The sequence below is a fragment of the Streptomyces sp. NPDC043867 genome (assembly GCF_056435845.1).
In genome coordinates, this window is sequence record NZ_JBWKDS010000031.1 from 55,682 (window position 1) to 78,299 (window position 22,618).

A 22,618-nucleotide genomic window follows, 5' to 3' on the forward strand; every position below is an offset into this window, starting at 1 on the left:
GATCTGACCGTGCTGCGCGACAGGGCCACGGAGCACGAGCGGCGTCTGCCCTGGGCGAGCCAGGGTGTGTATCGAAAGTGCCTGATGAGGATGACGGAGAGCCCATCTGTGCTTCAGAATATTCGGATGGTCACGCTTGGGACTCCCCGTTTGATCCTGCGCCGTTGGCGTGAGGAAGACGTTGTGCCCATGGCTGCCGTCAATGCCGACCCCGAGGTCATGCGGTGGATCCGTGACGGCAGCGTCCGTGACGAACAACAGACCCGCGGCGGGATCCAGGCATGGGAGAGCGAGTGGGAGTCACGGGGCTTCGGCCTGTTCGCCGTGGAGATCCGGTCCACTGGCGAGCTGGCCGGGTTCACCGGCCTTTCGGTGCCGGACTTCCTGCCGGAAGTACTGCCGGCGGTTGAGGTCGGCTGGCGGCTGGGACGTTCCCACTGGGGGCAGGGGTTGGCCACCGAGGCCGCTGCGGCCGCCGTACGGTTCGGGTTCGAAGAGCGAGGGCTGGAGCGGATCGTCAGCATCGCTCAAGTGGGCAACGACGCCTCCGAACGGATCATGACCAAACTGGGGATGCATCCGGTCCGTGAGACCGTCAGTCCCACCTGCGGTCGGCGGGTACGGGTGTTCGAGTTGTCGTCGGACCAGTACGTCACCACCACTCGTCGATGGCGGGAACCCCGGAGGTAACCGCGTAACGGACCGCGAGTTCGTCATACCTGATGGCCACGGCTCTACGTCTCTTGAGGCGATTGATGCCGTACTCGACCCTTTCGGTGGACGCGCTCGTCAACTGTTCCGGTGCGCCGCGCCGACGGTGGGCGCGGCTTCGGGCCAGGTGGTTTCCGTCGCCGTCGCCGTCGCCGTCGCCGTAGGCGAAGACGGCTACCCCTCGGTCTCGGCGAGGTTGCGCAGCACGGTTGGCATTACCGCTTTGAAGGGCCGCACTTTTCCGGTCCGAACTGGCCCCGATTCAAGGGCTGGAGGGGCGCAGTTCCGGCTTGGGATGGCCCCGGGTTCCGGTCCGTGCCGGCCCCGGTTGGCGTGACTGTGCGACGGAACTCAAGGCATCAAGCGCGCTCTCGGTTATCTGCTGAGGGCGAAGCGGCGAGTGCATGGCTTCGACGGTGCCGCGGCTCGCCCTTCTTGACCCACGCAGGTCGCGAGGTTGTTGATCAGAGCGTAGGTGACGTTCTCGTCCGCGGTGCAGTCGAAGTCGGACACTTCAGAGCGTCAATGTCAGCACGGTATTGAGACGTTCATCCTTGTGGGCCCTCTCGCATGGGTGCGACCGTGCTCGCTGCGCGGAGCGCCGGTCAGGCGCCGGCCCAGGTCATGGAACACCGTCTGCGGAACGGCCTGTGACGTGCGGGGGCACGGGTGTGCGGGAGTGCGGGTGGTGGAGTACGAGGAGGGCGATGTCGTCGGTGCGCTGGGCGGTCGTGCTGGTCTTTTCGAGGAGGTCGTCGATCAGCAGGTCCAGGTCTTCAGTGTCGGCGGTGGCGACGTGGTGGGCGAGGGTGTTGAGGGAGTCTTCCAGGTCGATGCCCGGTGTTTCGATGAGTCCGTCGGTGTAGAGGGCGAGGGTCAGGCCGGGGGTGAGGGGGATGTGGGTGAGGGGGAAGTCGGCGTCGGGATCGATGCCCAGGAGTGGTCCCGGGGGGACGGTCAGGGGCCGGGCGGTGCCGTCGGCGAGGCGCAGGATGGGTGGCGGGTGGCCGGCGCTGGCGAGTGTGATGCGTCGGTGGGTGAAGTCGACGTGGGTGTAGAGACAGCTGGTGAGCAGGTCGGGGGACAGGTGGGTGAGGAGCCGGTTGGTTCTGGCGAGGACTTGGTCGGGCGGTGTGCCGAGGGTTGCGTGGGCGTAGATGGCTGTGCGCACCTGGCCCATGAGGGCTGCCGCGGCGGCGTTGTGGCCCTGGACGTCTCCGATGACGGCGGCGGCGGCGCTGTCCGAGAGCCGGATCAGGTCGTAGAAGTCTCCACCGATGCCCATGCCCCGGGTTGCGGGCAGGTAGCGGGCGGCGACTCGCAGGCCGGTGATGGGAGGCAGGGCGCGGGGGAGCAGCGCCTGCTGGAGGCTGTGGGCGAGTTCGTGCTTGGTGTCGTACAGGCGGGCGCGGTCCAGGGCCTGGGCGATGAGCCCGGCCAGTGACGTCAGGACGGCGCGTTCCTCGGCCGGGAAGGTGTGCGGGTGGTCGTAGGACAGGATGCAGCAACCGACGGGCCGGCCGGAGATGATCAGCGGCAGGAAGGCCCAGGCCTCTTTTCCGCTGACCACCGGGGCCTGGGGGTACAGGTGCTGCATTTCCTGGGGATTGGCGAAGAAGGCGGGCGTGCCGTCGCTGAGTGCCTGGCCGGCCGGGGTGAAACCTGTGTCCAGGGGCAGACCGTCCAGCCGTTCGATGGTGCGCGCGTCGTATCCGCGGTGGCCGGTGATCCGTAGCCGTCCGGCGTCGGCGGCGGACAGGACCAGGCCTTGTGCTGCGAAGGCGGGCAGCACCTGGTCGGCGATCAGGTCGATGACGTCCTGGACGCCGACGACCTCGGTCAGTGCGGCGGCGAGATGGGTGAGCTGGTAAAGGGGGCCGGCCCGTGCGGGTGTGACGGTGGCTGCCGCGCGGGCGGAGCCCGGTACGGGCGGCTGCAGTGTCCCGGCGGGCACGATGCGTACGCTGATGCCGCTGGCGTCGGGGTAGAGGTGGAAGTCCAGCCATTGTCCGGGGGGACGGCAGGCGGTGAACGTCGTGGGTTCGCGACTGAGTACCGCGGCACGGTAGCGGTCCTCGTAGGCGGGGTCGTCCAGCCAGCGCAGCGACTGCCACGGCAGGGTGCCGAGCAGACGGTCGGCTTCCCGGCCCAGCAGGTCGCAGGCCCCGGAGCTGAGGTAGACGAAGTGTCCCTCCAGGTCCAGGGCGCAGCTGCCACCGGGCAGCCGCTCCACGAAGTCGGCGGCGGCCGTCGCCGGGCTGGCGGACCGCGGGCCGCCGGCGGCGGTGACGACCCGCATCCCCTCGCGCCGCACCGCGGGCCGGCCCTGCTCGGCGGCTTCCTCCAGGAGCCGGGCCAGGCGTCGGCAGCGCGAGGCGATGTGACCGCGCTCGCGGCCGGTCATGTACGGCGGACGGGAGGGCGGCCACATCAGCAGCAGCGCACCCAGGCGCAGGACCCCGGTGACGGGCGCCGCCGCCAGCACCAGCGGGTAGGGCAGTGCCATCGCGGTACGGGGATAGGACCGGGCCATCTCCTCCTGGCTGCCGATCCAGACCATCCGCTGCTCACGCACGGTCTCGGCCACCGGTGCCGGAGCGTTCAGCGACACCCGTGCCCACGGCGCGGCGAACTCGGCCGGTGCTCCGCACAGCACGGTGAGCCACAGCACCTGTTCCTGCGGCGCGAGCGGGTCGAGCAGGTACAGGGCGCCGACGGACGCGCCGGTCTGGCGTACCGTCTGAGCGATCTCGGTATCCAGCGCACGCTCGGCGGCGGTCGGATCACCCGCGCCGGTCACAGGACACCTCCAGCATCGCGGGACGGATCGGGGGGACGGCCGCGGCCGTCCCTGCGCCCTTTTCAGGTGCATCCTCCGCCGGCGCGGGGCTCGCACGCGCCTCTTTATGGACGTTACGCCGGTGGGGGACGTCCGGCACGTCTTCCGGGTCCCGGTCGGGCCCGGCCCACCACCCGTCGCCACCACGGCGGCCGTGGGCGGCGGCTGCGCCCGGTGGCGACGCGACGGGGGAGTGCGTCCGCTACGTGCGGTGGCGACACGGTGGGGTACGGGGGGTTCCGTCGCGCCCGGCGTGGTACTCCGGGGAGGCGGAGGTGTCTCGCGCCGATGAGTCACACCGCGCCTTAAGGGGCGCCGGAAGAAGGGGGAGGGACGCGGGGGAGGGGGCGTGGTCGGTTCCGGCGGCACGGGATGCGTGCCGGACGCGCGGCCGGCCTGGCGACACCGCATGCGTTCCGAACGTTCCGAAGACTCATCCGAAGGGGCCGCAGGCCCTGCGAAGGACACATGATGAACGCCGATGACGCATACGACAGCAGTCGCATCACGCAGTGGCTGCTGGAGACGGACTCGCTGGAGGATTTCCTGCAGACGCTGGCAGACGCCGCCATGGAGCTGGCCGGGGCCGAAGGGGTGGGGGTGACGCTGGAGGGCGGCGGCCGGCCCGTGACGGTGGTCAGCACCGGGCCCGCGGCGCCGAAGCTGGACGAGAAGCAGTACGGCCAGGACGACGGCCCCTGCCTGCCGTCCCTGCGCACCGGCACGGAGATCACCGTCGCGGACATGCTGCGCGAAAGCCGCTGGGGCGACTATCCCGCCTACGCCGCCGCGTGCGGGATCCGTTCGTCCCTCTCCCTCCCGATCGCCGCTCGCACCCGCCTCGCCGGAGCGCTCAACGTGTACTTCGGCGCGCCGGGTGCCTGCGGGGACGACGACCTCACCGCGCTGCGCTCGCTCGCGGCCCAGGCGGCCGGCGGCATCGCCGTCGCCCAGCGCATCGGCGACACCCAGGAGTTCACCCTCCAGCTGCAGGCCGCCATGCAGTCCCGCAGCGTCATCGACCAGGCCCTGGGCGTGATCATGGGCCAGCGCCGGTGCACCGCCGCCGAAGCCTTCACCACCCTGCGTTCGGCCTCCCAGCACCGCAACATCAAACTCCGTGACCTGTGTGCCGAACTGATCACCAACATCAGTGGACGGCCCCCCACCACCCCCGATTTCGGCTCCCGCACCTGACGCAACGCCTGCGGCCCGTGCGCCGCTCACAGGCGCTCGTAGAGGTAGGCGGCGGCAGCGTCCTCGAACGCGGTGTGAGCGGTGCGTGCGCGCTCGGCGGCCTGCTGCACCCGCTGCTCGTCCAGCGGCTGCCCGACAGTGGCCGAGTCGGACAGGGCGAAGGAGGTGCGGACGGCGCGGTCGGCGAGGTCCAGCACGGCGGGATCGCGGACGGCCATCTTCAGGTGTGACATCGCTTCGGTGACGGCGGTGCGGGCCTGCCAGCGCGCTCACGGCGGGCGTCCGGGGTGTCGGGCTGCCCGTCGCGCATGGCGTCGACCACTAGGTAATGGTGGCGCCGGTAGCCGGCCAACGCCGAGACGAGCGCGGGAACCGCACTCATGAGCGCCTGCCGACGCCGCCAAGGTCACCACCCCGGAAGAGGCAGGCGAATACATCGCGGCGCGCTGCCGGCGGTCGGCGAGCGCCTGGCTGACGTGCTGGAGCAGCGCGCCGACGACTACCGCGACCAGCGTGCCGATCATCGTCCCCACAGGGGTCCCCTCTCCTGGCCGGCGCCCGCCCGGCCCTTCCTCTGCCTCGAGGGCATGGCGTACCCGCCCGGCCCCCTGAAGGGGACCTACCCACGCTGGGCCGGGCAGCCATCTCGCCGGGCAGGACGCGGGGCAAGGTGTCATTCTCCGTAACGTCCCGGCGGGGGTTCTCGTGGGGCCGGAGCCCGCGTTCCACCCGCGCCCGCGCCCGCGCCTGCGCCGGTGGGCCCCGTGGGCTGATGCCCGCGGGAGCCCGGTGCCGGTGGGTCCCGGAGGTGGAGGCCGTGTCGTCGCGGGTTGTCTCCGGCCGGGCTCGAGTGGGGCTCAGGTGGCGATGTGCAGTGTTGGGGATTCCTGGAGGAGGGGGTCGTGCATGGCGTCGCGTCGAGTGCTCCGTGCTCAGCACACCGTCCCGGTCGCGGCTCCTGCCGGGGTTGTGTACGGCCTCCTTGCCGATGCTCCGCGCTGGCCGGTCCTGCTTCCCTCCTACGTCCATGTCGAGCGCCTGGGCTTCGACGGTGTGCGCGAGGAGCTGCGGTCGTGGCGCCTGCAGTACGGCCAGGTGCGTTCCGCGCTCGTCCGTCGTGTGCTGCGCCCCGGCGAGCGCCGTATCGAGTTCGAGGTGTGTGATGCGCTGCTGCCCGGCGCACCGGCCAGCGGCGTGTGGAGCGTGGTGCCTGACGGTGCCGGCCGGTGCCTGCTGAGCCTGCGTCATGAGCGCCCGCACGAACCCTGGGAGACGGCCGGTGCGGCTCACGCGCTCGAGGGGGATGTGCAGAGCGAACTGGCGGCGCTGCGCGAGACTGCGGAGCGCTGGGACCGGCTGGATGAACTGCTGCTGTCCTTCGAGGACAGCGTCTATGTCTCGGGTTCCCCGGAGCTGGTGTACGACTTCTTGTACCGCATCGAGGACTGGGTGGACCTGGTCCCCGACGTCGAGCGGGCCGAGGTCACCGAGGACCAGCCCGGTGTGCAGCTGACGGTGTTGCACACCTGCGCCCCGGACACCGGGCACACGCTCGTGTCCGAGGCCGTTCGCCTGTGCTTCCCGGCCGCGGGACGCATCGTCCACAAGGCGACCGTGATGCCCGATCCGGTCGCCGCGCACTACGGGGAATGGTCCCTGGAGCCCGACGAGAGCGGAGTGCGGGTCGTCTCCGTCCACCAGGTGATGCTGAAGGAGAGCGCCGTCCAGGCCGTCCTGGGCGGGGGCGCGGTGCTCCTCGACGCCCGCAGGCACGTACGTGAGTGGCTGGGCCGCTCGAGCACCGAGGCCCTCGGCCTGGCGCGCTGGCACGCCGAGAGCGCCGTACGCCGGCTGCGATGAACTCCGCCGCAGAACCGACCGTTCGGCGCAGCACCACCACTACGAGGAGGAGATCGGTGATGGCCCTGACCCGGCCCCTGCCGGATGCCGGCCGGCACCCGGGGACGACCGCCACCGGACCGGCACACCCGCCGTCGGGCGCGGCGCGCCAACCACGGTGCGCGGTGGACCAACCACGGTGCGCGGTGGAGGGGTTGGGCGCGGCGCAGGAAGGACGAGGTTCGGGGCACGAGCCCCGGGGGGCGGCGGGCCGGCCGCGGGACGCGATGGACGAATCACCGGGTGCGGTGAACGGGCCGGACGCGGGGGGCGGGGAGTGGGATGCGGTGCAGTATGCGGTGCGTCTGGAGGCGTTGCTGGGTGATCCCCGGGACCGTGCCAATCCCTACGGCCGCTCCGCCTTGTGGGCGGCGAGCCATCACGCGCTGCCCGCCCCGCCCGCCGAACTGACCGTGGCCGGGAAGGCGCCGCCGGCACCCCGGGAGCTCGCCCGCGCTCTGCGTCCGCTGTTCCGCCGGGATCTGGCCCTGGCTCATGCCTGGAGCACCGGTCCGCTGCTGAACGCAGTCGTGCCGCACCCGGCAGCCGCGCTGCTGGGGCCTGCCGCGCTGCTCGCCTCAGCCGCCGGTGTCCTGCGCGGCGCGACCCGTATCGTGGACGGTCTGAGCAGGTACGAGCCCGGTGCCGGGCAGTGGCAGCCGGTTCTGGCCGCGGTCTTCGCGGACCTGCTGGCCTGCGAGTGTCTGACTGCCCTGGCGCTGCGCTCCTGCCCTGCGGCGGGGCAGGAAGCGGCTTTGCCGGACGCGGCCGGGTCCGGTACGCGTACCCCGGACCGGGACCCGAACCGGGACCCGTCCCCGCACGGCGCGGCGCCGCTGTCCGCTGTCGTGGGATACCTCGTGCCGCTGTTGCTGGGGGAACTGCTGGGCGACCTCGAACTGGTGCTGAACGAGTGCGGGTTCGACGCCGACACGCTCGAACGGCGCACCCTGGCCAAGATCCTGGACGACCGGGCGTTCGCCGGGGCCGACTGGACGGCTGCCGGCGCCGCCCAGGCCCGTCTGGTGCACGGGCTGAACCTGGCGGACAGCCCCCCGCCGGGCCGGCAGGGGGAGCCGGCTGCGCTGTTCAGGATCGGTGAGGCCGCTCCCGCCGCGGCGCCGGGCACCCACAGCCCGCAGGCCCTTGCGGCGACTCTGCCCGCTGCCGCCGAACGGCTCGCCGCCGCCGGCACAGCCGGCACCGCGGCGCTCGCCCGCCTGGGCCGCCGGCTCACTGTGGAGCACCGGGCGCTGAGGGTCGCCTGCGCGGCCGCCCCTGTGCACGAGCCCGCTGACCCGGCGGCACGCGCGCTGGCGGACCGTCAGGCACTGCTGGTGCTGGCCGCCGCCGTGCTGGGCGTGCGGGAAGCGGCGGCCGCGACCCCCGAGTCCTTCCTCGGCGACACCGACTGGGCGCTGCTGGCACTGGCACGGATCACCGGCCGACTCGCCCTGCCCCTGCCCGACCACACGCCCCAGACCCGGCCCGGCGTGTGGGATGAGCTGGCCCGGCGCGCGACGAACGGCGTGGACTGCGACCTGTATGCGACGAGGCTCCCGTGGTGAGCGCAAGCCGGGGAGGAAGGGCAAGCGTGGAAGGGAACGGGAGCGGGAGCGGGAGCGGGAGCGGAAGGGTGGGCGGGAGCGTTAGCGCGGGCGCGGGCGCGGGCGCGGGCGCGGGCGCGGGCTTGGGGGTTGGCGTGGGCGGGAGCGGTGCGGGCGGTGCCGACATGCCCGCGTCGGCACCGTCCGTTCCCGCGCCCGGATTTGCGTCCGTGTCGGCGTTCCCTGGACCCGCACCCGAACCCGTACCTACGCCCGTCCGCGCGTCGGCGTTCCCCGCGTCCCCACCCGCGTCCGCACCCGTACCCGCGTCGGTGTCCTCCGCATCCGCATCCGCGTCCGCGCCCGTGCCGGAGTTCTTGCCGCCGTGCCATGCTCCGGGGCCGGACGGGCCGTGGGACGAGGTCCAGGAGCGGATCGAGGACAGCGGCCGGGCCGTGGTGTACACGACCTGGGGTCAGTGGCTGACTCCGGCCCTGCTGGATCCGGGGCTGCGTACCCTGCTGGGCCGTGACTGGCCCCGCTACCGGCAGCACCCGGCCCCGGCCGGGCGGCTGAGCCTGGCCGTCTCCCGGGTGGTGGTCAAGCACACGGCTGCCGCCGCTCTGCAGGTCCCCGCCGCCCGGCTCGACCTGGCCTACCTGCCGGGCGGGCGGCCTGTGCTGCGGGGGCTCGGCGCGGACCTGGAGGTGAGCCTGGCCCATACCGACGAGCTGATCGTGGTCGGCGTCAGCCGCACCGGGCCCGTCGGTGTCGACGCCGAACCCGCCGGGCGCCGCGTCTCCTTGGAGGCGCTGCGCGAGCACGTGTGCACCGCCGAGGAGGCCGCCATGCTCGCAGCCCTGCCCGAACCCGAGCGTACCGAGCGGTTTCTGCGCCTGTGGACGCTGAAGGAGGCGTACACCAAGGCGCTGGGAGACGGCATGCGGCGCCGGTTCTCGGCGGTCGGCTTCGGGTGGGACGCGGCGGGAGAGCCCCGCCTCACCGGGGACAGCTCGGGCCGGTGGGCCTTTGCCACCCACCTGGTCGAGGGAGGTTTCTGGGTCAGCGAGGCGCACCGCAAGGACACCGCAGCGGCGCCGCCGACCGGGACCGGGGCCGCGGCACCCGCCCGCGGACTCGAACGACCACCCTCACCGCAGCCGCAGCCGCAGCCGCAGCCGCAGCCGGAGTTGGAGCCGCGGTCGCCGGACTCCCGCGTCATCGACTTTCCGGGACGGCGGCGGCCGAAGCGGTGAGTGGCGGGTACCGGCGTACCGCCGACCACGGTCGGCGTGCGGGTGACCACGACACGCACTGTGCAGAAACGATTCGACAAGGAGGCCGGGACATCACGAGTCGGCTGCTGCGCCAGCGCCGTCCGGCACCCCGGGGAAACGGATGAGCAGTCCTGACCGGCAGGCGGGCACCGTTCTAGCCGCGGTGCACGAACTGCCCGGCCCCCTGCCCGGCTCGCCGCTCGTCTTCGAGGTGGGCCCGCTCACCGGCACCGGTGCGGAGGCTCTCGCGGCCCGTGTCGCCGAGCGCCATCGGGCATACGACGTCACCCTGGACGCCGAAGCGGACACCGGGCGCCCTTGTCGCCGCCTCCTGCGGCTCACCCCGCGTACCCGGGCCACGGTCGGCGGCCCGCTCACCGACGACCTGCTGGCCGACCTGCTGGCACCACCCACGGCCGACACCCTCGCCCTGAGCGGGCATCAGCAGACGCTGCTCTGGGCCGCCGTCGAGGATCAGGACGCCCCCGGCGGGCACGTGGAGCAGCTCACCTGGGACTGGAGCGGACCGCTGGACCCGGGCCGGTTCGCACGTGCCTGGCAGTCCGTCGCCGAACGGGAGACGGTCCTGCGGGCCTGCTTCGACTGGAGCGGCGCCCCGCGCCTGGTGTTCCACGACCGCCCGGCGGTGGAGGTCACCTGCCATCCGCACGGCGGCGCTGCCTGGAGCGAACTGCTGCGCCTGGACCGCGAGCGCGGCTTCGAGCTGTGCCGGCCGGGCCTGCTGCGCGTCCTGCTCCTGGAGGGGGCACCGCACGCGGCCGGAGCGGAGCGGGGGCCCGTCCGCCTGCTGGTGAGCTATCACCGGGCTCTGCTCGACGAGCGCGGGGCACGTCTACTGGTGCGCCAGTTCTACCGTTCGTACCTCGCCGGCGGTGTCCTGCCCGGCGGACACCGGAGGCCCGACATCCGCGACCACGCGCAGTGGCTGGCCCGCCAGGACCGAGCCGGGGCCCGCGCGTTCTGGGCGTCGGCCGCACCGCCCGCCGGCGCCGCTCTCAGCCCGGGGCGCCCGGGCGGGCCGCTGCGGCACATGCAGGGGCCGGGCCGTATCCAGCGCCGGCTCGGCGCAGCTGGCACCCTTCGGCTGTGTTCCTGGGCCGCGGGCCGGGGCGTGGGGGAAAGCAGCGTCCTGCACGCCGTATGGGCCCTGCTGCTGTACCGGGCCGCCGGCTCCCGCGGGCCGCTGCCGGTGGCCTTCGGCGTGCATCTGTCCGGGCGGGACATGTCCCTGCGGGGTGCGGCCGCCATCCCCGGTGTGCTGGGCGGCCCGCTGCCCCTTACGGTCACCGTGGACCCCGCCGCGCCGCTGGCGGACCTGCTCGTGCGGGTGCGTGACGCCGCGCTGGACCTCACCCCCTACGCCTGGGTCTGCGGCGAGCAGGTCAGCCGGTGGAGCGGGCGGGAGGCGGGCGCCGCCCTCGTGGAGAGCACCGTGCGCTTCGGCATACACCCCGAACTGCCGCCCGACCTGCGAAGCGAACTGGCGGCGCAGGGCGTCGCGGTGACCGCGCCGCGCAGCGCCGGCGGCGACACGAGCGTGCCCCTCACGCTGGCCGCGCACCACGACGGCGAGGGCGCGCTTGTACTGAGCGCTCTGTACGACGGGGCCGGGTTCACCGCCTCCGGCGCCCGCACCGTCCTCGCGCAGTGCCTGGCTCTGCTGGACCACCTGCCCGCCCACGCGGACGGGGACTTCACTGTGGGTGATGCTCTGCGGCTGCTGGAGGGTTTCCCGGTGCCCCGTACGGCACCGCCCGCACCCAGCGGCGACCGTCTGGCGCTCACGGTGCTGCGGCCCGGGGGGCCGGGTGCTGCTGTGGTGTGCCTGGTCGCTGTCCCCGGTGTCACGCCGGCTGTGTATGCCGGGTTCGCGGGCGGGTATGGGGGGCCCGAACGTGTCGTGTGCCTTTCGGTGACAGGCCGGGGGGTGCCGCCCGGTCCGTTGCCTGAACTGCTCGGCGGTGGGCGGTATGTGATCGTGTGTGGCGTGGGTCCGGCCGGGCCGGCCGCGTATGAGGTGGCCCGGCGTACGGTCCGGCGCTCGGGCGAGGCTCCCGTTGTGGTCGTGACTGGGGCCGGTGATGTGGCGGGGGCTGTGCGGGCATTGTCGGGGGCGGTACGTGTGGCGCTGGCGCGCAGGGCCTGACCCCCGGGGGGTGTGGGCGCTGTGTTGCAGTGCCGTGAGGCATGTTTGCCATGAAGGCATCGTTTGTGTGCCGTCGTCGACGGTTGGTGACGCTGTGTGGAATCGACAGCACGGGTTGGCGCCGAGCGCTTGCGGGCGACCGTCAGGCTCCGTCGGCCTGACGGTCGCCGGGCCTTCACCTGCTGACGGGGAGGGCTGCCCGGGCGTGGGGCGGCGTGGGTTGGCTCGTGGTGCTCAAGTAAGCGTCATGCGCAGCTACTTGAAGGAAGGCCGTGCGCCTGTTCCGCCGGCGGTGACCTCCCAGGGGAGAACCCCGCCCCCAACACGTCGGAGGCGAAGGCTACTGCCTGCTGGTTCCGGGTGGTTGCTCAATGCGCGCACGCGGCGGGATCATGTCCCTGGGGAAGGCGTTGCTGCTCGTCCAGCACTAACCAGACGTCCGCTGCCACCGATCAGCCTCAGTGGCCCCCGGCCGGGGCGGCGTACCGGTGAAGGGGCAGTATTCCGATCCTGCGCTATTCCCCTTGTCTGCCTGCTGACGAAGCGTCTTCATGTCGTCGGATTTCTCCACGGGCGGGGACGGCTAGCTGGTTGATGTTGCCCGTCCTGCACTTCTGCTCCGTGCGGGTCGGTACGCTTTGTTGTGGAGAGCCCTGTTCGTCATGTGCGGTGCGGATAACGTGCCTCTATGTCTTTCGTCAAGCGAGGCGAGGGGGTCGGGGTTCGTAGAAGGTTCCGTCGCGGAGCATCGCGAACAGTACGTTGATCCGTTGTCTGGCCAGGCGGAGGAGGGCTTGTGTGTGTGGGTTTTGCCGCGGGCTCGGCAGCGGTCGTAGTAGCTGCGGGAGGCGGGATCGTGCAGGGCTGCGAACGCGGAGAGGAACATCGCGCGTTTGAGCTGCCGGTTGCCGCCTTTGGGGGCGTGTTCGCCGTGGATCGAGGACCCCGACTGTCGGGTCGTCGGGGCGAGGCCGGCGTAGGAGGCGAGGTGGGCGGCGCTGGGGAAGCTGCTGGCGTCGCCGACGGTGGCCAGGAGGACTGCGGCGGTCCTGACGCCGATGCCGGGCATCGAGGTCAGGACCGGGGAAAGAGGGTGGGCCTCCAGCAGGGCTTCGATCTGGGCTTCCAGGGCCCGGCGTTGTTCGTGGACGGCGGCCAGCGACTTGGCCAGCGACGGCACGATCACGTCCAGCGTGTTGGTGCCCGGGACGATCACGGTCTGTTCGTCGAGCGCGGTGAAAATGTCGTCGACGAGCCGGTCGGCCATGCGCGGAGCTTTGGGCCGGACGACCTCGACGAGCTTGCGGCGGCCTGCTTTGCGCAGAGCGGCCGGGGATCCGTAGCGCTTCAGGAGCCAGGTGATGGCGGGGTGGTCCAGGCGCGGGCCCAGGACGCGTTCGAGGCTGGGGTGGAACTGGGTGAGCAGGCCGCGGATGCGGTTGGAGGTGCGGTTGACCTCGCCGGCGAGATCCTGATCGAAGCCGACCAGCATGGTCAGCTCGGCGGTAATCTCGTCGGCGAGCTCCAGGGAGCGCAGGGTGTGAGGCATGGTGCGGGCGGCGTCCGCGATGACAGCCGCGTCGCGTGCGTCGGTCTTGGCCTCGCCGGGGTAGAGGTCGGCGATCCGGCGCATCGCGAGTCCGGGCAGGTAGGCGACCTTGCAGCCGGCGTGGCGGGCGACGGTCAGCGGCAGGGCGCCGATGGAGGCGGGCTGGTCCACCACGACCAGGACGGTGCCGAACTTGACCTTGAGCTTGTCGAAGACGGCCCGCAACTGGGGTTCGCCGTTGGGCAGGGCCTTGTCGAAGACCTTCTTCCCGGCCGGGGTGAGTCCGTGGCCGTGGTGGTTGCTCTTGCCGACGTCCAGGCCGAGAAAGACGCCCACCCCGTCGATGTCGATCACCGTGCCCCCATCTGCGTCGATGCTGTGCCGGCCTCGGCGGTGGGCCGTTCGCGCGCATCCACGTTATGCAGACCTGCCGCCCGTGAGGGGCCCGGCATTGCGCCGGGCCGGGCAGTGGCCGGACCTCTGATCAGCGTCTCCGACGGCACCCCTCGGACCCGGTGACACCACCCCCCAGGTCATCCCATCGACAGGGGGCAACAGTCATGCCGGGCCCGGAGGCCAGCGGCCCTCTTACAGGACCACGAAGAAGATAACGGGGAATCAGGGGATGCAGACGGGGCTGTCAGCGCCTTTGCCGAGGTGTTGGAGGACTATCTGCGGGTACTGGGCGCCGACCACCCCGACATTCTGACCGCTCGCCAGCACCTCGCCAAATGGCAGGAGGAATCTGGGAATGAGGACGAGGCCGTCAGCCTCTTTACTGACCTGGTGAAGGACTTGCTGCGGGTACTTGCCTATTGGCGGGGGCAAGCGGGAGACCTGGATTTGGCAGTCACCGCCTACACCGAAGTACTGGAGGACTTTCTGCGGGTACTGGGACCCGACCACCCGAGCACCCTGAATGCCCGGGCCAACCTTGCACATAGGCGGCGGGAAAACTGGGGACGTGGACGGGGCCGTCACCGCCTATACCGAAGTGCCGGACCACTCTCTGCGGGTACTGGGACCCGACCACCCCGACATTCTGACCTACCGCAGCATGCTGGCTCATTGGCAAAGGGAATCGGACGCAGAAGGGGCCCTCGCCGCCCTCACCCACCTGGTGGACGACCTGCTGCGGGTACTTGGGCCCGACGATGTGAGAACCCTGGAGGCCCGGACTGCCCTCGGCCGATGGCAGTTGGAATTGGGGGATGGGGACGAGGCGGTCATCGCTTTCACCGAACTTGTGGACGACCTGCTGCGGGTGCTAGCGCCCGCTCACCCCCTAACTCTGGATGCGCAAATGATCCTCTCCCAATGGCGAGCGTCCGAAGAGCAGTGGTGACCAGCAAGGCACGTACATAGGCATTCTTGCCCCTTGCTTGCAGCCGATTCGCTTTCCCGTTCCTCGGGGCTGAGGGCGCCGGGCGCGTGGCCGCAGCGGCGGAAGAGACGCTCCATCGGGTGGCCTCCTGCGTGGGGCTGGAGTGGGCGGTGCCGTTGGCGGGCGTCTTCAGTACGCGCGGCAAGTGGACGTGAAGGTGCTCGACTTCGACCTGGCGGCCGCGGTCGCGGAGCGCGCGGGCAAGGATTTGAGTGAGGCCGCTGGCACTTTTCCGGACTACGAGCGTGGCTGAGCCCGCTGGCGGTTTAATGCCATGTCATGGATGCAGGAGTGGCAGCTGTCATCGGCGCAGTAGCCGGCACTATCGGGGGCATTGGCGGCGGATTGGTAACTGCCATGAGTCAGGGAGGCCAGCAGAGACGGCAGCGGCAATTCGACCGAGAACACAGGCTGGATGAGGCACGCCGCGACGCCTACAGTGCGTGCATCAGCACATCCAAACAGGTGTCTGCGGCTTGGTGGAGATTGGCAGCTCGACTACGGCAAGAAGGCAGTACGGAGGAGCAATGGCAGGAACCTGCCGCCGAGGCGCACGCAGCATGGGCTCCGTTCAGTGCCGCTGTGGCCTCTGTGACAGTCGTGGGACCTGGGTTTGTAGCTGACGCAGCCGACACACTCCGAAGGGCGCTGTACGACCTGGACATGGCGGGGACGGCTTGGCACGACGCCGCTCGCCAAGCGGGAAACGGCCGCCTCGAAGTCTTCGACGTGCGATACATGCAGGCAGTTGAAGCAAAGCGTTCACCGGGGAGTGACTTCCAGGTGGCAGCGCGCAAGGCGTTGGACGCGGAGACCTGAATGCCACCAGCTGGCGTCCCTTCACACCGGCACACCCTGGCCGAGGCAGCCCTCACGGGGTGTCCGGTTCTCTTCGCAGATGGCGCGCCACTGCTGGAGGTGTCGGCGTACACCCGAACATGCACCGGTCGGTACGCATCAAAGTGCACGCCCTCTGGCCCATCTTCAGCGCGCGGCCCGGTCTGCAGCTTCTCGGGTGATGTCGGCGTAGAGGCGGAAGAGGGCTGGGCGGGCTTCGCCGCTTTCTCGTTCGTGCAGGGCCGCCCAGCACTGAGCGATGAGTTCCCGGGCCTGGGTGCCGGGCCAGGGCTGGGGTAGGAGCTGAGGCGGCAACAGCGGGTCGGGCTCCATGGCGCGGGTGAGTTCGGCGGCCAGCTCTACCGCGATGGTGAGGAGTGCGGACGGGGGAAGCCCGGCAGGGCCGGTGAGCCGGGCGAGGCGGGGCTGGGCGATGCGGCTGAGGTGGTGGTAGCGGTCGGCGATCTCTTGCAGGGACCACAGGCTGCGGGCGAGTTCGACAGGCTCTTGGGTGTCGCCCTTGCGTAGATCCGTCGTGGTGAGGAGAGTGAGCGCGCCATGGGCGCCGAGGCGGTGGGCCGCTTCTTCGACGTACGGTTCCCAGGCGTTGGCGCAGACGTACAGTCCGCCCTGGAGCGGGGCGCCGCCGAGGCGGACGAGGGTTTCGCGCAGGGCGTCCCGGGCGGTGCGTGCAGATTCGGGCACCGCGAAGGCGGCCAGGTGCCAGACGCCGTCCCAGGGCGCGAGCCCGGCGTCTTGCTGGAACGCGTGCCGGAGGAAGTCCGCGTTGGGGGCCAGGGCGCGCGTGGTGTCCACGGTGGCGTGCAACTCCGCCTTGCGGCCACGGCCCTCGTGGGTGAACCGGCCCTCTGCCACGAGGCGTTTGACGCACAGCCGCACCTGCTGGTCGCTCATGCCCAGGGTGTTGGCGACGGTGTAGAGCTCGTCCGCGCTGACCGTGCCGTCCTCGCGGATCAGCGCGTGGACGAGCATGCGGGTGGGGACCTCGACGTGGTCCGCCTCGGCGCTCACAGTTCTCCCGCCCCTCTCGTTGCGACGGCGCGACGCATGCTCGTCACCGCGCCGAATCCCAGCAGCCTACGCAGGTAGGGCGTGCGCTCGGTCCGCACGGCCGTGAAGCCGCGCCGCTCGTACAGGGCCCTGGCGCGCGGATTGGTGTCGATCACATCCAGTCTGATCTCCCGGCAGTGGTGCTCCGCCGCCACGGCGGCCACTTCCTCGATGAGCAGCCCCCCGACGCCACGCCCGCGTATGCCCGGGTCCACGGCGATGCCGTCCATGACGAGCTGTCCGGGAACCGGGTGGCGTTCGAACAGGGCGAGGAGCAGGAGCCTGTGCAGTCCTCGCAGGTGTCCGTACACGCGCAACACGGCGGAGGCCGATCCCCCGGTGAGGGCACGGCCGCCGAGCTGGTAGCCGGCGAGGCCGACGAGCTGCCCGTCGAGGAGCGCGCACACCGCGCGATCAGCGTTCAGGTGGGCGGCGATGAAGGGCACCGCCTTGTCCGACGGGTTCAGCGCGGGGCCGAGTTTACGGCCGAACGCCTCCCAGTACAGCTCGGCCGCCCGCCGCTCGGCGCCGGCCGGAAGGCCCCGCCGGACCGTCACCGGCCCAGTACCGGTGTCCGTCGCGTCTAGTCCCATCCCGATCCCCTCCTTCTCGCTGTGAGCCGAACCAAAAACTATCATTTTCATGACGATCGTGCTTGAGTTGATAGATAATTCTCGTCATGCGCCACATCCGAACCGACATCCGAACCGAGGCGGTCAGATCCCATGGACCCGAAGATCCAGCCCAAACGGCGTCGCAGGCTCCGCACAGCCGTTTGGTCACTCGTCACAGTCCTGGTCGCAGCTGCGGGTCTCGTCGGCGTGGCGCTGTGGCAGAACGCCTACGACATGGACGAGCAGCGGGTATCGATCCGCCACGGCGGCCATACCCTCAACGGAGTACTGGCCACGCCCAAGGACGGCCGCAAACGCCACGGCCTGGTCGTGTACATCCACGGCGACGGCCCCGTCGACGCCACCCATGACGACGGCTACAAGCCCATGTGGGAAGCGAACGCCAAGGCCGGCTACGCCTCCCTGTCCTGGGACAAGCCCGGCGTCGCGGGCGCGCCCGGGAACTGGCTCGGCCAGTCCATGGACGACCGGGCCGACGAGGCAGCCGCCGCCATCGCCTGGGCGCGCGGCCGCCCGGACATCGACGGCGACCGGATCGGCCTCTGGGGCGTCAGCCAGGCGGGCTGGGTCCTGCCGAAGGTCGCCGCCAAGACGCCCGTGAGCTTCGTCATCGCCGTCTCGCCCGCGATCAACTGGCTCCGGCAGGGCCGCTACAACCTCCTCGCCGAGCTGCGCGCCGACGGCGCGTCAGCAGCCCGTACCAACGCGGCGATCGCCAAGAGCGACACCATCCGACGGCTGCTGGAACGCCACGCGACCTTCGAGGAGTACGTCAAGGCCATGGGGGGCGACGCGGACGGCATGACCGCCGATCGCTGGGGCTTCATCTCCAAGAACCACACCGCGGACGCTACGCAAGACCTTCGCGCCCTGCGCGGCGTACCGGTGCTGCTGGCCCTCGCGGGTCATGACATCAACGTGGACACCGCCGACACGGAGCGCGTCTACCGCGAGGTGCTGGACGCAGGCGGTGCGTTGACGGCCATGCGCTACCCGGACGCGACCCATTCATTCATCAAGCGGTCCATCGAGCAGTCGGACCTCAAGATCACGCTCACTGCGCTCTTCTCGCCCCGCTCGCTCTTCGCGGACGGATTCCTGGACGGCCAACGACAGTTCCTCAAGGATCTCGACCGAGGCAGCAAGGCCACTCCGTGACAGTTCAGGAAGATCGGCCATGACGCGTGGTGCACGTTGGCGTGTACCGCCCGGTGCACTTTGAAGCGTACGCCGACAGGAGGACGTCCTGGATGCGCTCGCCGCGCCAGGGCGGTTTTGCGGCAGCCGGTCTGCCTCGGGCAGCAAGTCCCGGTAGGACCACACCCGGTTCACGATCGAGAGCCGGTCTTCGCGCACGGCATGGCTGACCTCGGCCGCTTTGACGTGCGCGGCGTAGTCGTCGAGGTCGGCCAGGGACACCTCGCCGAAGCATGTCCGGCCGCGTCCGTGAAGCCAGTCGGTGAACAGCCGGAGATTGCGGAACGTGGAGGTGATGATGGTGATTGCCAACGTGCCCGGGCGGAAGTAGAAGGTGGAGACGCCGGCGCTGGTGTGGTTGAGCAGCTACCAGGTGAGCTTCTTGACCGTATGCAGGAACGGCGTGGTGATGGGGCTGAAGTCGATCGAGAACGCGGTGGTGTGGCTCTCGAAGACGGCGGGCGAAAGGCGCCAGCGCTGGTCGGCGAATACCGACAGGGTGCTGGGGTCGGTTCCGGGGCGCAACGGCCGGTTGAGCAGCACGAGTGTGTCTGGCTCGGGCAGTGGAGGCGCAGATGTGGCCGGGGCGGTGTCCGGGAGGGTCATGTCAGGCCGAGTCCTCGGGTCAGGAACCACCAGGGCGCGCTGCTCGGCGGACCTGCAAAACGGGCGTGACGCCCTGTTGTGGAAGCTCGATGGGCTCTCGGAATACGACGAGCCGGACGGCACGGAGCACGGTCCCGCTGGATCCGATCAGATGGTCACGGGCACCGCAGCCCACCATTGGACTCGGCGATCACTTCCAGAACTCCCTGCACCCTGAGACCCACCGCTGCGAACAGTCAACGAACGATCCGTCCGGGATGCTGAAAATGATCTCCTGCTCCGGGCGCCGGGGGATGCTCTCGGCGACAAAGGGCTGTCCACCGTTGGTGATGACCGTCGAGTGCAGCTCCGTGTCCGTGTGCGTATAGCGAGCTCTTAGGTTGAACGTGCACCGCGCCATCCCCGTTGCTACTTCAAGTCTCACCAGCCCCGGTGACTGGGTACCACCGATAGCGATCCCGTGGCGCGAGAAGTACGCCTTACCTGCGTCGGGTGCGTCGTGGTCGGTGTTGATCGGGGTTTTCGGACGAGAGTCCAGATCCAGCAGCAGGCCAGCTGCACCGATCTCGCCCTGACTGGGAAACCTGATCAAGGCCCTTGCGGTGGAGATGTCTCCGCATCGCACGTTCATCGCTTCAAGGCCGTTGATGGTCAGGGCGTCGCCCTTCTCGCTGTGTATGTTCAGCTGGTAAACGCTCGCGGTGGCGGGCATGGCGGTAGCCCATGATGGCGCGTTCACGCGCCGCGCCTTGCGTTCCGCCATCATCGAGTCGAAATCCTTGATGTCTCCTAAATCCCGCATATTGAGTGCGAGAAGCTTGCGCAGTTCGGCCGACGTGAAGGGACGGTCGATGAGGAGATCGGGTTGGTACTCGTCTTCAGCGAGACGCTCCACGACGGTTGTGAAGGGTGCCCTGGTTTCGTCGAAGCGGGACTGAGCCGCTTCGTCCTGGCGCACGTGTTCGTCGGCTCGCCACCAGTTCCAGAGGTCACCGCCCCACAAAGTGAGCACGGATAGGGAGACGGTCACTGCAACCACCAGGGCCACATGCCGCCACCGTTTCCATCCAGTCAGTGCCCCGGCGCCGGGTGCGAGAGTTTCTGCGACGCCGCTTGCGAACGTGTCCTGAGTGGCAGGTGGCGTTGTTGCGGTGGGAAGCGGCGCCGCCGGAGGTGTAGCAGGGGGTGTGGCTTGAGGCGGGTCGCTGCCTGGAGTGGTGGGTGTCGTCAACGTTCTCCCCCCTGACTGCCGTCGGTTTGCCAGGCAACAGGGTGGCAGAGCGCGCGGGGGGATGAATGAGTATTGGACACGCGAACCCTGCCCGGGGCCGCGGTGAGGCGGCGTCGGCCGTTGTCTCTTCGCGATGTACCTGCAGCTCTGGTGGCCGAACTGTTGCGCCGCTTCTCGACTTTCTCGCGGTGCAGGAGCGGCTCATTCGGCAAGCGAGGCGGCGGCCAGCGCATTTACCCCCGGGCTCCTGAACCTCGACCTGCCGGATCACGTACCCATCGGTGTCCAGCTCGAAGCAGAACCAGATGACTTCCTCGTTCCAGAAGCAGCGCACCCAGCGCATCACTGGTTCACTGCGCCGAAGGGCTTGTCGCGCCAGCGCCAGCCAGTGGTGCCGTCGTCGTGGATGTGCAGCATGAACTCAGGTGCTGCCGGTGGTCCGGTTCCGGTTGGCCATGGCTCCATGCTGGCGATCACCACTGACAGGCAAAGCGCGGGGTCGTAGCACCCCTCCAGCAACACCGCGGCGCCAGCATGGCGTATCCGTCGGCCGCTTCCGCGACCGTCGGCGTGGCCCCGCCGACCGGGCCTGCGGCGGGACAGGTGTCCAGAGTGCTCATCGCTCGCCCAGCCCTGCTCGGAGTACAGGCGCCCCCGAAGGATTCCGTCGATCGCCATGCGGGTGTACGGCACGACCTCGGCCGGAAGGTCCTGCAGCTTCCACCACCGCCACTCCACGCACCGGTCGCTCCAGGACCTCCGGGTCGCCGGTCCAGGAGCGTGCCTGGAAGACGAGCGCGATCCTCGGTCGGGCATCGGGGGAGTCGACATGGTGCACCGTGTCGACGAGATCGACGTCCTCGGGCGCGATGGTGAGGCCCGCTTCCTCTTTCGCTTCCCGGACCAGGCAGTCGATCGCCGCTTCCCGCTAGCAGTGTCCGGCCATTCATTAGGCAACTCCCTTGTCGGGTTCAAGCTCGTGAGCAGCATCGTGAGGCCGTCCTCCATCGGGTCCCGATAGTCCTTCAGACGAAGGCGAGTTGTCGGAAGGTGCTGCGTACGTCGATCAGCGGCTGGCGGTCGCGGGTGTAGTAGGGCTTGTTGGTCAGCGGCATCGCCCACTGGCCCCGGGAGGGGAGATCCACATGCCGGTTCCAGTGAATCCGTAGTGCACCCTCACGTCCTGTTCGTCGGTGGTAACGGGGGCAAGGTGCCAGAAGAGGCCGTATACGGCTTGAAGGCCGACGGTCTGCACCGTCAGGGAGTAGGCGCTCCGCTCGGGGCCGAAGCCGGCCTTCGGCGAGGGCTGGGGTCGCATCCAGCATGCAGCGCAAGAAACCGGATGAAAGGTCGATTGCGTCATCACCTGCCGGTTAGGCGCTGTTGTTGCATTCCAGCTCCAATGCGCACAGCAGCGGCGACCCTTCGATCCTGCTGGTGCCTTCCGCCTTTTGCCCTTCCTCTCCGGCAGCGGTCTGCCAAGATCATCGTATGGATGATCCTTCATCAGGTGCTGACCGTCTTCACGCCCAGGCGGTGCTGCTGTGGGCGCGGGACGCGGGTCTGGTAGCGGGTCCGCACGAGGAACGGCGGCTAGCGGCGATGCGGCTGGAGGTTCTGGCGGGCGGCGCGCTGCCCAAAGCTGGTGCGGCGGACGTGTCGCTGACTGCGCAGTGGGCGGCTTTCATCTGCTGGGTCGACGACCAGATCGACCGGCGCGGACTGGGGTCGCTGTCTGGCGAGTTGGAGGAGTTCACCGGACCGTTGCGTCAAGTCATCGCATCCCTTGGGGTTGGGCGGGAGGCAGCGGCAGCGCACGCGGTGGTGCTGGCCGAGTTGTGGCAGCGGACGGCGGAGGGCATGCCCGCCGACTGGCAGCGGCGCTTGGCCGCTGACTACGGCGATTTCCTGGACGCGTGCGAGGAGGAAGTGGCGCTGCGGCGGGACGGGGCCTGGCTGTCGCTGGAGCAGTACGTGCGGCTGCGGCGGCGCACGATCACCGTGCTTCCGATGCTGGACGTACTCGAGCAGACCGGGCGCGCACCGATGCCGGCGGAGGGCGGCGTGGAGGCGGGGTTGCGGGATCTGCGGTGGGCGGTCGCCGATGTCGCGGGCTGGGCCAACGACCTTGCCTCGGGCCTCGATGACGCGGCAGCCGGGCAGGACAATCTGGTGTCACTCATCGCCCGTGACGGTGGTCTGTCCACGGCCTCGGCCCGGGTGCGGGTGGCCGCCATGATCGAGGAGCGCCGCGCCGGCTTCCACTCCCTCGCCCAGAGCCTGCGGGCGGCCCCGGGTGTCCAGGGGCAGGAGCACAAGGACCTGTGCCGCTACGTCGATCTCGTCGAGCGGTTCATGGCCGCCACGTTGCACTGGCTCGCCACCACCGGACGCTTCACCGCCACAGCCTGAACGAACGCCCGCCGCCGCATCGCGGCAGGGCTTGTCTCGCACCGCACACCGACCGACGG

General features: G+C 70.2%; 16 protein-coding genes and 3 pseudogenes. 10 read left to right on the forward strand and 9 right to left on the reverse strand.

The genetic code is table 11. The annotated features are described in order from the left end of the window. The first annotated feature begins 126 nt into the window (after positions 1-126). Complete coding sequence (locus tag AC069T_RS27105; protein ID WP_478785262.1) at positions 127-690, forward strand: GNAT family N-acetyltransferase; 564 nt, start codon at positions 127-129, stop codon at positions 688-690. Positions 691-1,333: 643 nt separating this feature from the next. Here AC069T_RS27105 and AC069T_RS27110 read toward each other — a convergent pair. Then, complete coding sequence (locus tag AC069T_RS27110) at positions 1,334-3,511, reverse strand: SpoIIE family protein phosphatase (RefSeq protein WP_478785223.1); 2,178 nt, start codon at positions 3,509-3,511, stop codon at positions 1,334-1,336. A 510-nt stretch (positions 3,512-4,021) separates the two neighbouring features. On the opposite strand from AC069T_RS27110, the gene AC069T_RS27115 reads away from it, so the two are divergent. Next, a complete protein-coding gene (locus tag AC069T_RS27115; protein WP_478785263.1) occupies positions 4,022-4,747 on the forward strand; it encodes a GAF and ANTAR domain-containing protein in 726 nt (241 codons plus the stop codon). Positions 4,748-4,773: 26 nt separating this feature from the next. On the opposite strand, the gene AC069T_RS27120 is transcribed toward AC069T_RS27115, so the two are convergent. Continuing rightward, on the reverse strand, positions 4,774-4,980 hold the full coding sequence (locus AC069T_RS27120) for a hypothetical protein (RefSeq protein ID WP_478785224.1): 207 nt from the start codon (positions 4,978-4,980) through the stop codon (positions 4,774-4,776). Between the two features lie 673 nt (positions 4,981-5,653). Here AC069T_RS27120 and AC069T_RS27125 point away from each other — a divergent pair. From AC069T_RS27125 to AC069T_RS27140, 4 genes are all read left to right on the forward strand, one after another. After that, positions 5,654-6,607: an aromatase/cyclase gene (locus AC069T_RS27125; RefSeq protein WP_478785225.1), complete on the forward strand. Its 954-nt coding sequence runs from the start codon at positions 5,654-5,656 to the stop codon at positions 6,605-6,607. Positions 6,608-6,933: 326 nt separating this feature from the next. Continuing rightward, complete coding sequence (locus tag AC069T_RS27130) at positions 6,934-8,214, forward strand: hypothetical protein (RefSeq protein ID WP_478785226.1); 1,281 nt, start codon at positions 6,934-6,936, stop codon at positions 8,212-8,214. 344 nt (positions 8,215-8,558) lie between these two features. Further along, the gene (locus AC069T_RS27135) at positions 8,559-9,449 is read left to right on the forward strand and encodes a 4'-phosphopantetheinyl transferase superfamily protein (RefSeq protein ID WP_478785227.1); all 891 of its coding nucleotides are present in this window, start codon (positions 8,559-8,561) and stop codon (positions 9,447-9,449) included. 142 nt (positions 9,450-9,591) lie between these two features. Then, on the forward strand, positions 9,592-11,637 hold the full coding sequence (locus tag AC069T_RS27140; RefSeq protein WP_478785228.1) for a condensation domain-containing protein: 2,046 nt from the start codon (positions 9,592-9,594) through the stop codon (positions 11,635-11,637). A 698-nt stretch (positions 11,638-12,335) separates the two neighbouring features. Here the strand turns inward: AC069T_RS27140 and AC069T_RS27145 are convergent. Then, a pseudogene (locus AC069T_RS27145) lies at positions 12,336-13,540 on the reverse strand (IS110 family RNA-guided transposase). Positions 13,541-13,726: 186 nt separating this feature from the next. Here AC069T_RS27145 and AC069T_RS27150 point away from each other — a divergent pair. Then, a pseudogene (locus AC069T_RS27150) lies at positions 13,727-13,957 on the forward strand (tetratricopeptide repeat protein); the annotation flags it as partial. Positions 13,958-14,150: 193 nt separating this feature from the next. Beyond that, the gene (locus AC069T_RS27155; protein ID WP_478785229.1) at positions 14,151-14,531 is read left to right on the forward strand and encodes a hypothetical protein; all 381 of its coding nucleotides are present in this window, start codon (positions 14,151-14,153) and stop codon (positions 14,529-14,531) included. Positions 14,532-15,554: 1,023 nt separating this feature from the next. On the opposite strand, the gene AC069T_RS27160 is transcribed toward AC069T_RS27155, so the two are convergent. Next, positions 15,555-16,400: a PaaX family transcriptional regulator C-terminal domain-containing protein gene (locus AC069T_RS27160; protein WP_478785264.1), complete on the reverse strand. Its 846-nt coding sequence runs from the start codon at positions 16,398-16,400 to the stop codon at positions 15,555-15,557. A 35-nt stretch (positions 16,401-16,435) separates the two neighbouring features. Next, on the reverse strand, positions 16,436-17,071 hold the full coding sequence (locus tag AC069T_RS27165) for a GNAT family N-acetyltransferase (RefSeq protein WP_478785230.1): 636 nt from the start codon (positions 17,069-17,071) through the stop codon (positions 16,436-16,438). Positions 17,072-17,203: 132 nt separating this feature from the next. On the opposite strand from AC069T_RS27165, the gene AC069T_RS27170 reads away from it, so the two are divergent. Continuing rightward, on the forward strand, positions 17,204-18,271 hold the full coding sequence (locus AC069T_RS27170; RefSeq protein ID WP_478785231.1) for an alpha/beta hydrolase family protein: 1,068 nt from the start codon (positions 17,204-17,206) through the stop codon (positions 18,269-18,271). Positions 18,272-18,676: 405 nt separating this feature from the next. On the opposite strand, the gene AC069T_RS27175 is transcribed toward AC069T_RS27170, so the two are convergent. From AC069T_RS27175 to AC069T_RS27190, 4 genes and pseudogenes are all read right to left on the reverse strand, one after another. Then, complete coding sequence (locus AC069T_RS27175; RefSeq protein ID WP_478785232.1) at positions 18,677-18,916, reverse strand: hypothetical protein; 240 nt, start codon at positions 18,914-18,916, stop codon at positions 18,677-18,679. A gap of 190 nt (positions 18,917-19,106) precedes the next feature. Next, positions 19,107-19,964, reverse strand: coding sequence for a hypothetical protein (locus AC069T_RS27180; protein WP_478785233.1), 858 nt, complete (start codon positions 19,962-19,964; stop codon positions 19,107-19,109). Between the two features lie 525 nt (positions 19,965-20,489). Continuing rightward, complete coding sequence (locus AC069T_RS27185; RefSeq protein WP_478785234.1) at positions 20,490-20,885, reverse strand: hypothetical protein; 396 nt, start codon at positions 20,883-20,885, stop codon at positions 20,490-20,492. A 70-nt stretch (positions 20,886-20,955) separates the two neighbouring features. Continuing rightward, a pseudogene (locus AC069T_RS27190) lies at positions 20,956-21,063 on the reverse strand (NUDIX hydrolase); the annotation flags it as partial. Positions 21,064-21,638: 575 nt separating this feature from the next. Between AC069T_RS27190 and AC069T_RS27195 the strand changes: the two are divergent. After that, the gene (locus tag AC069T_RS27195; protein ID WP_478785235.1) at positions 21,639-22,559 is read left to right on the forward strand and encodes a terpene synthase family protein; all 921 of its coding nucleotides are present in this window, start codon (positions 21,639-21,641) and stop codon (positions 22,557-22,559) included. Positions 22,560-22,618: the final 59 nt, after the last annotated feature.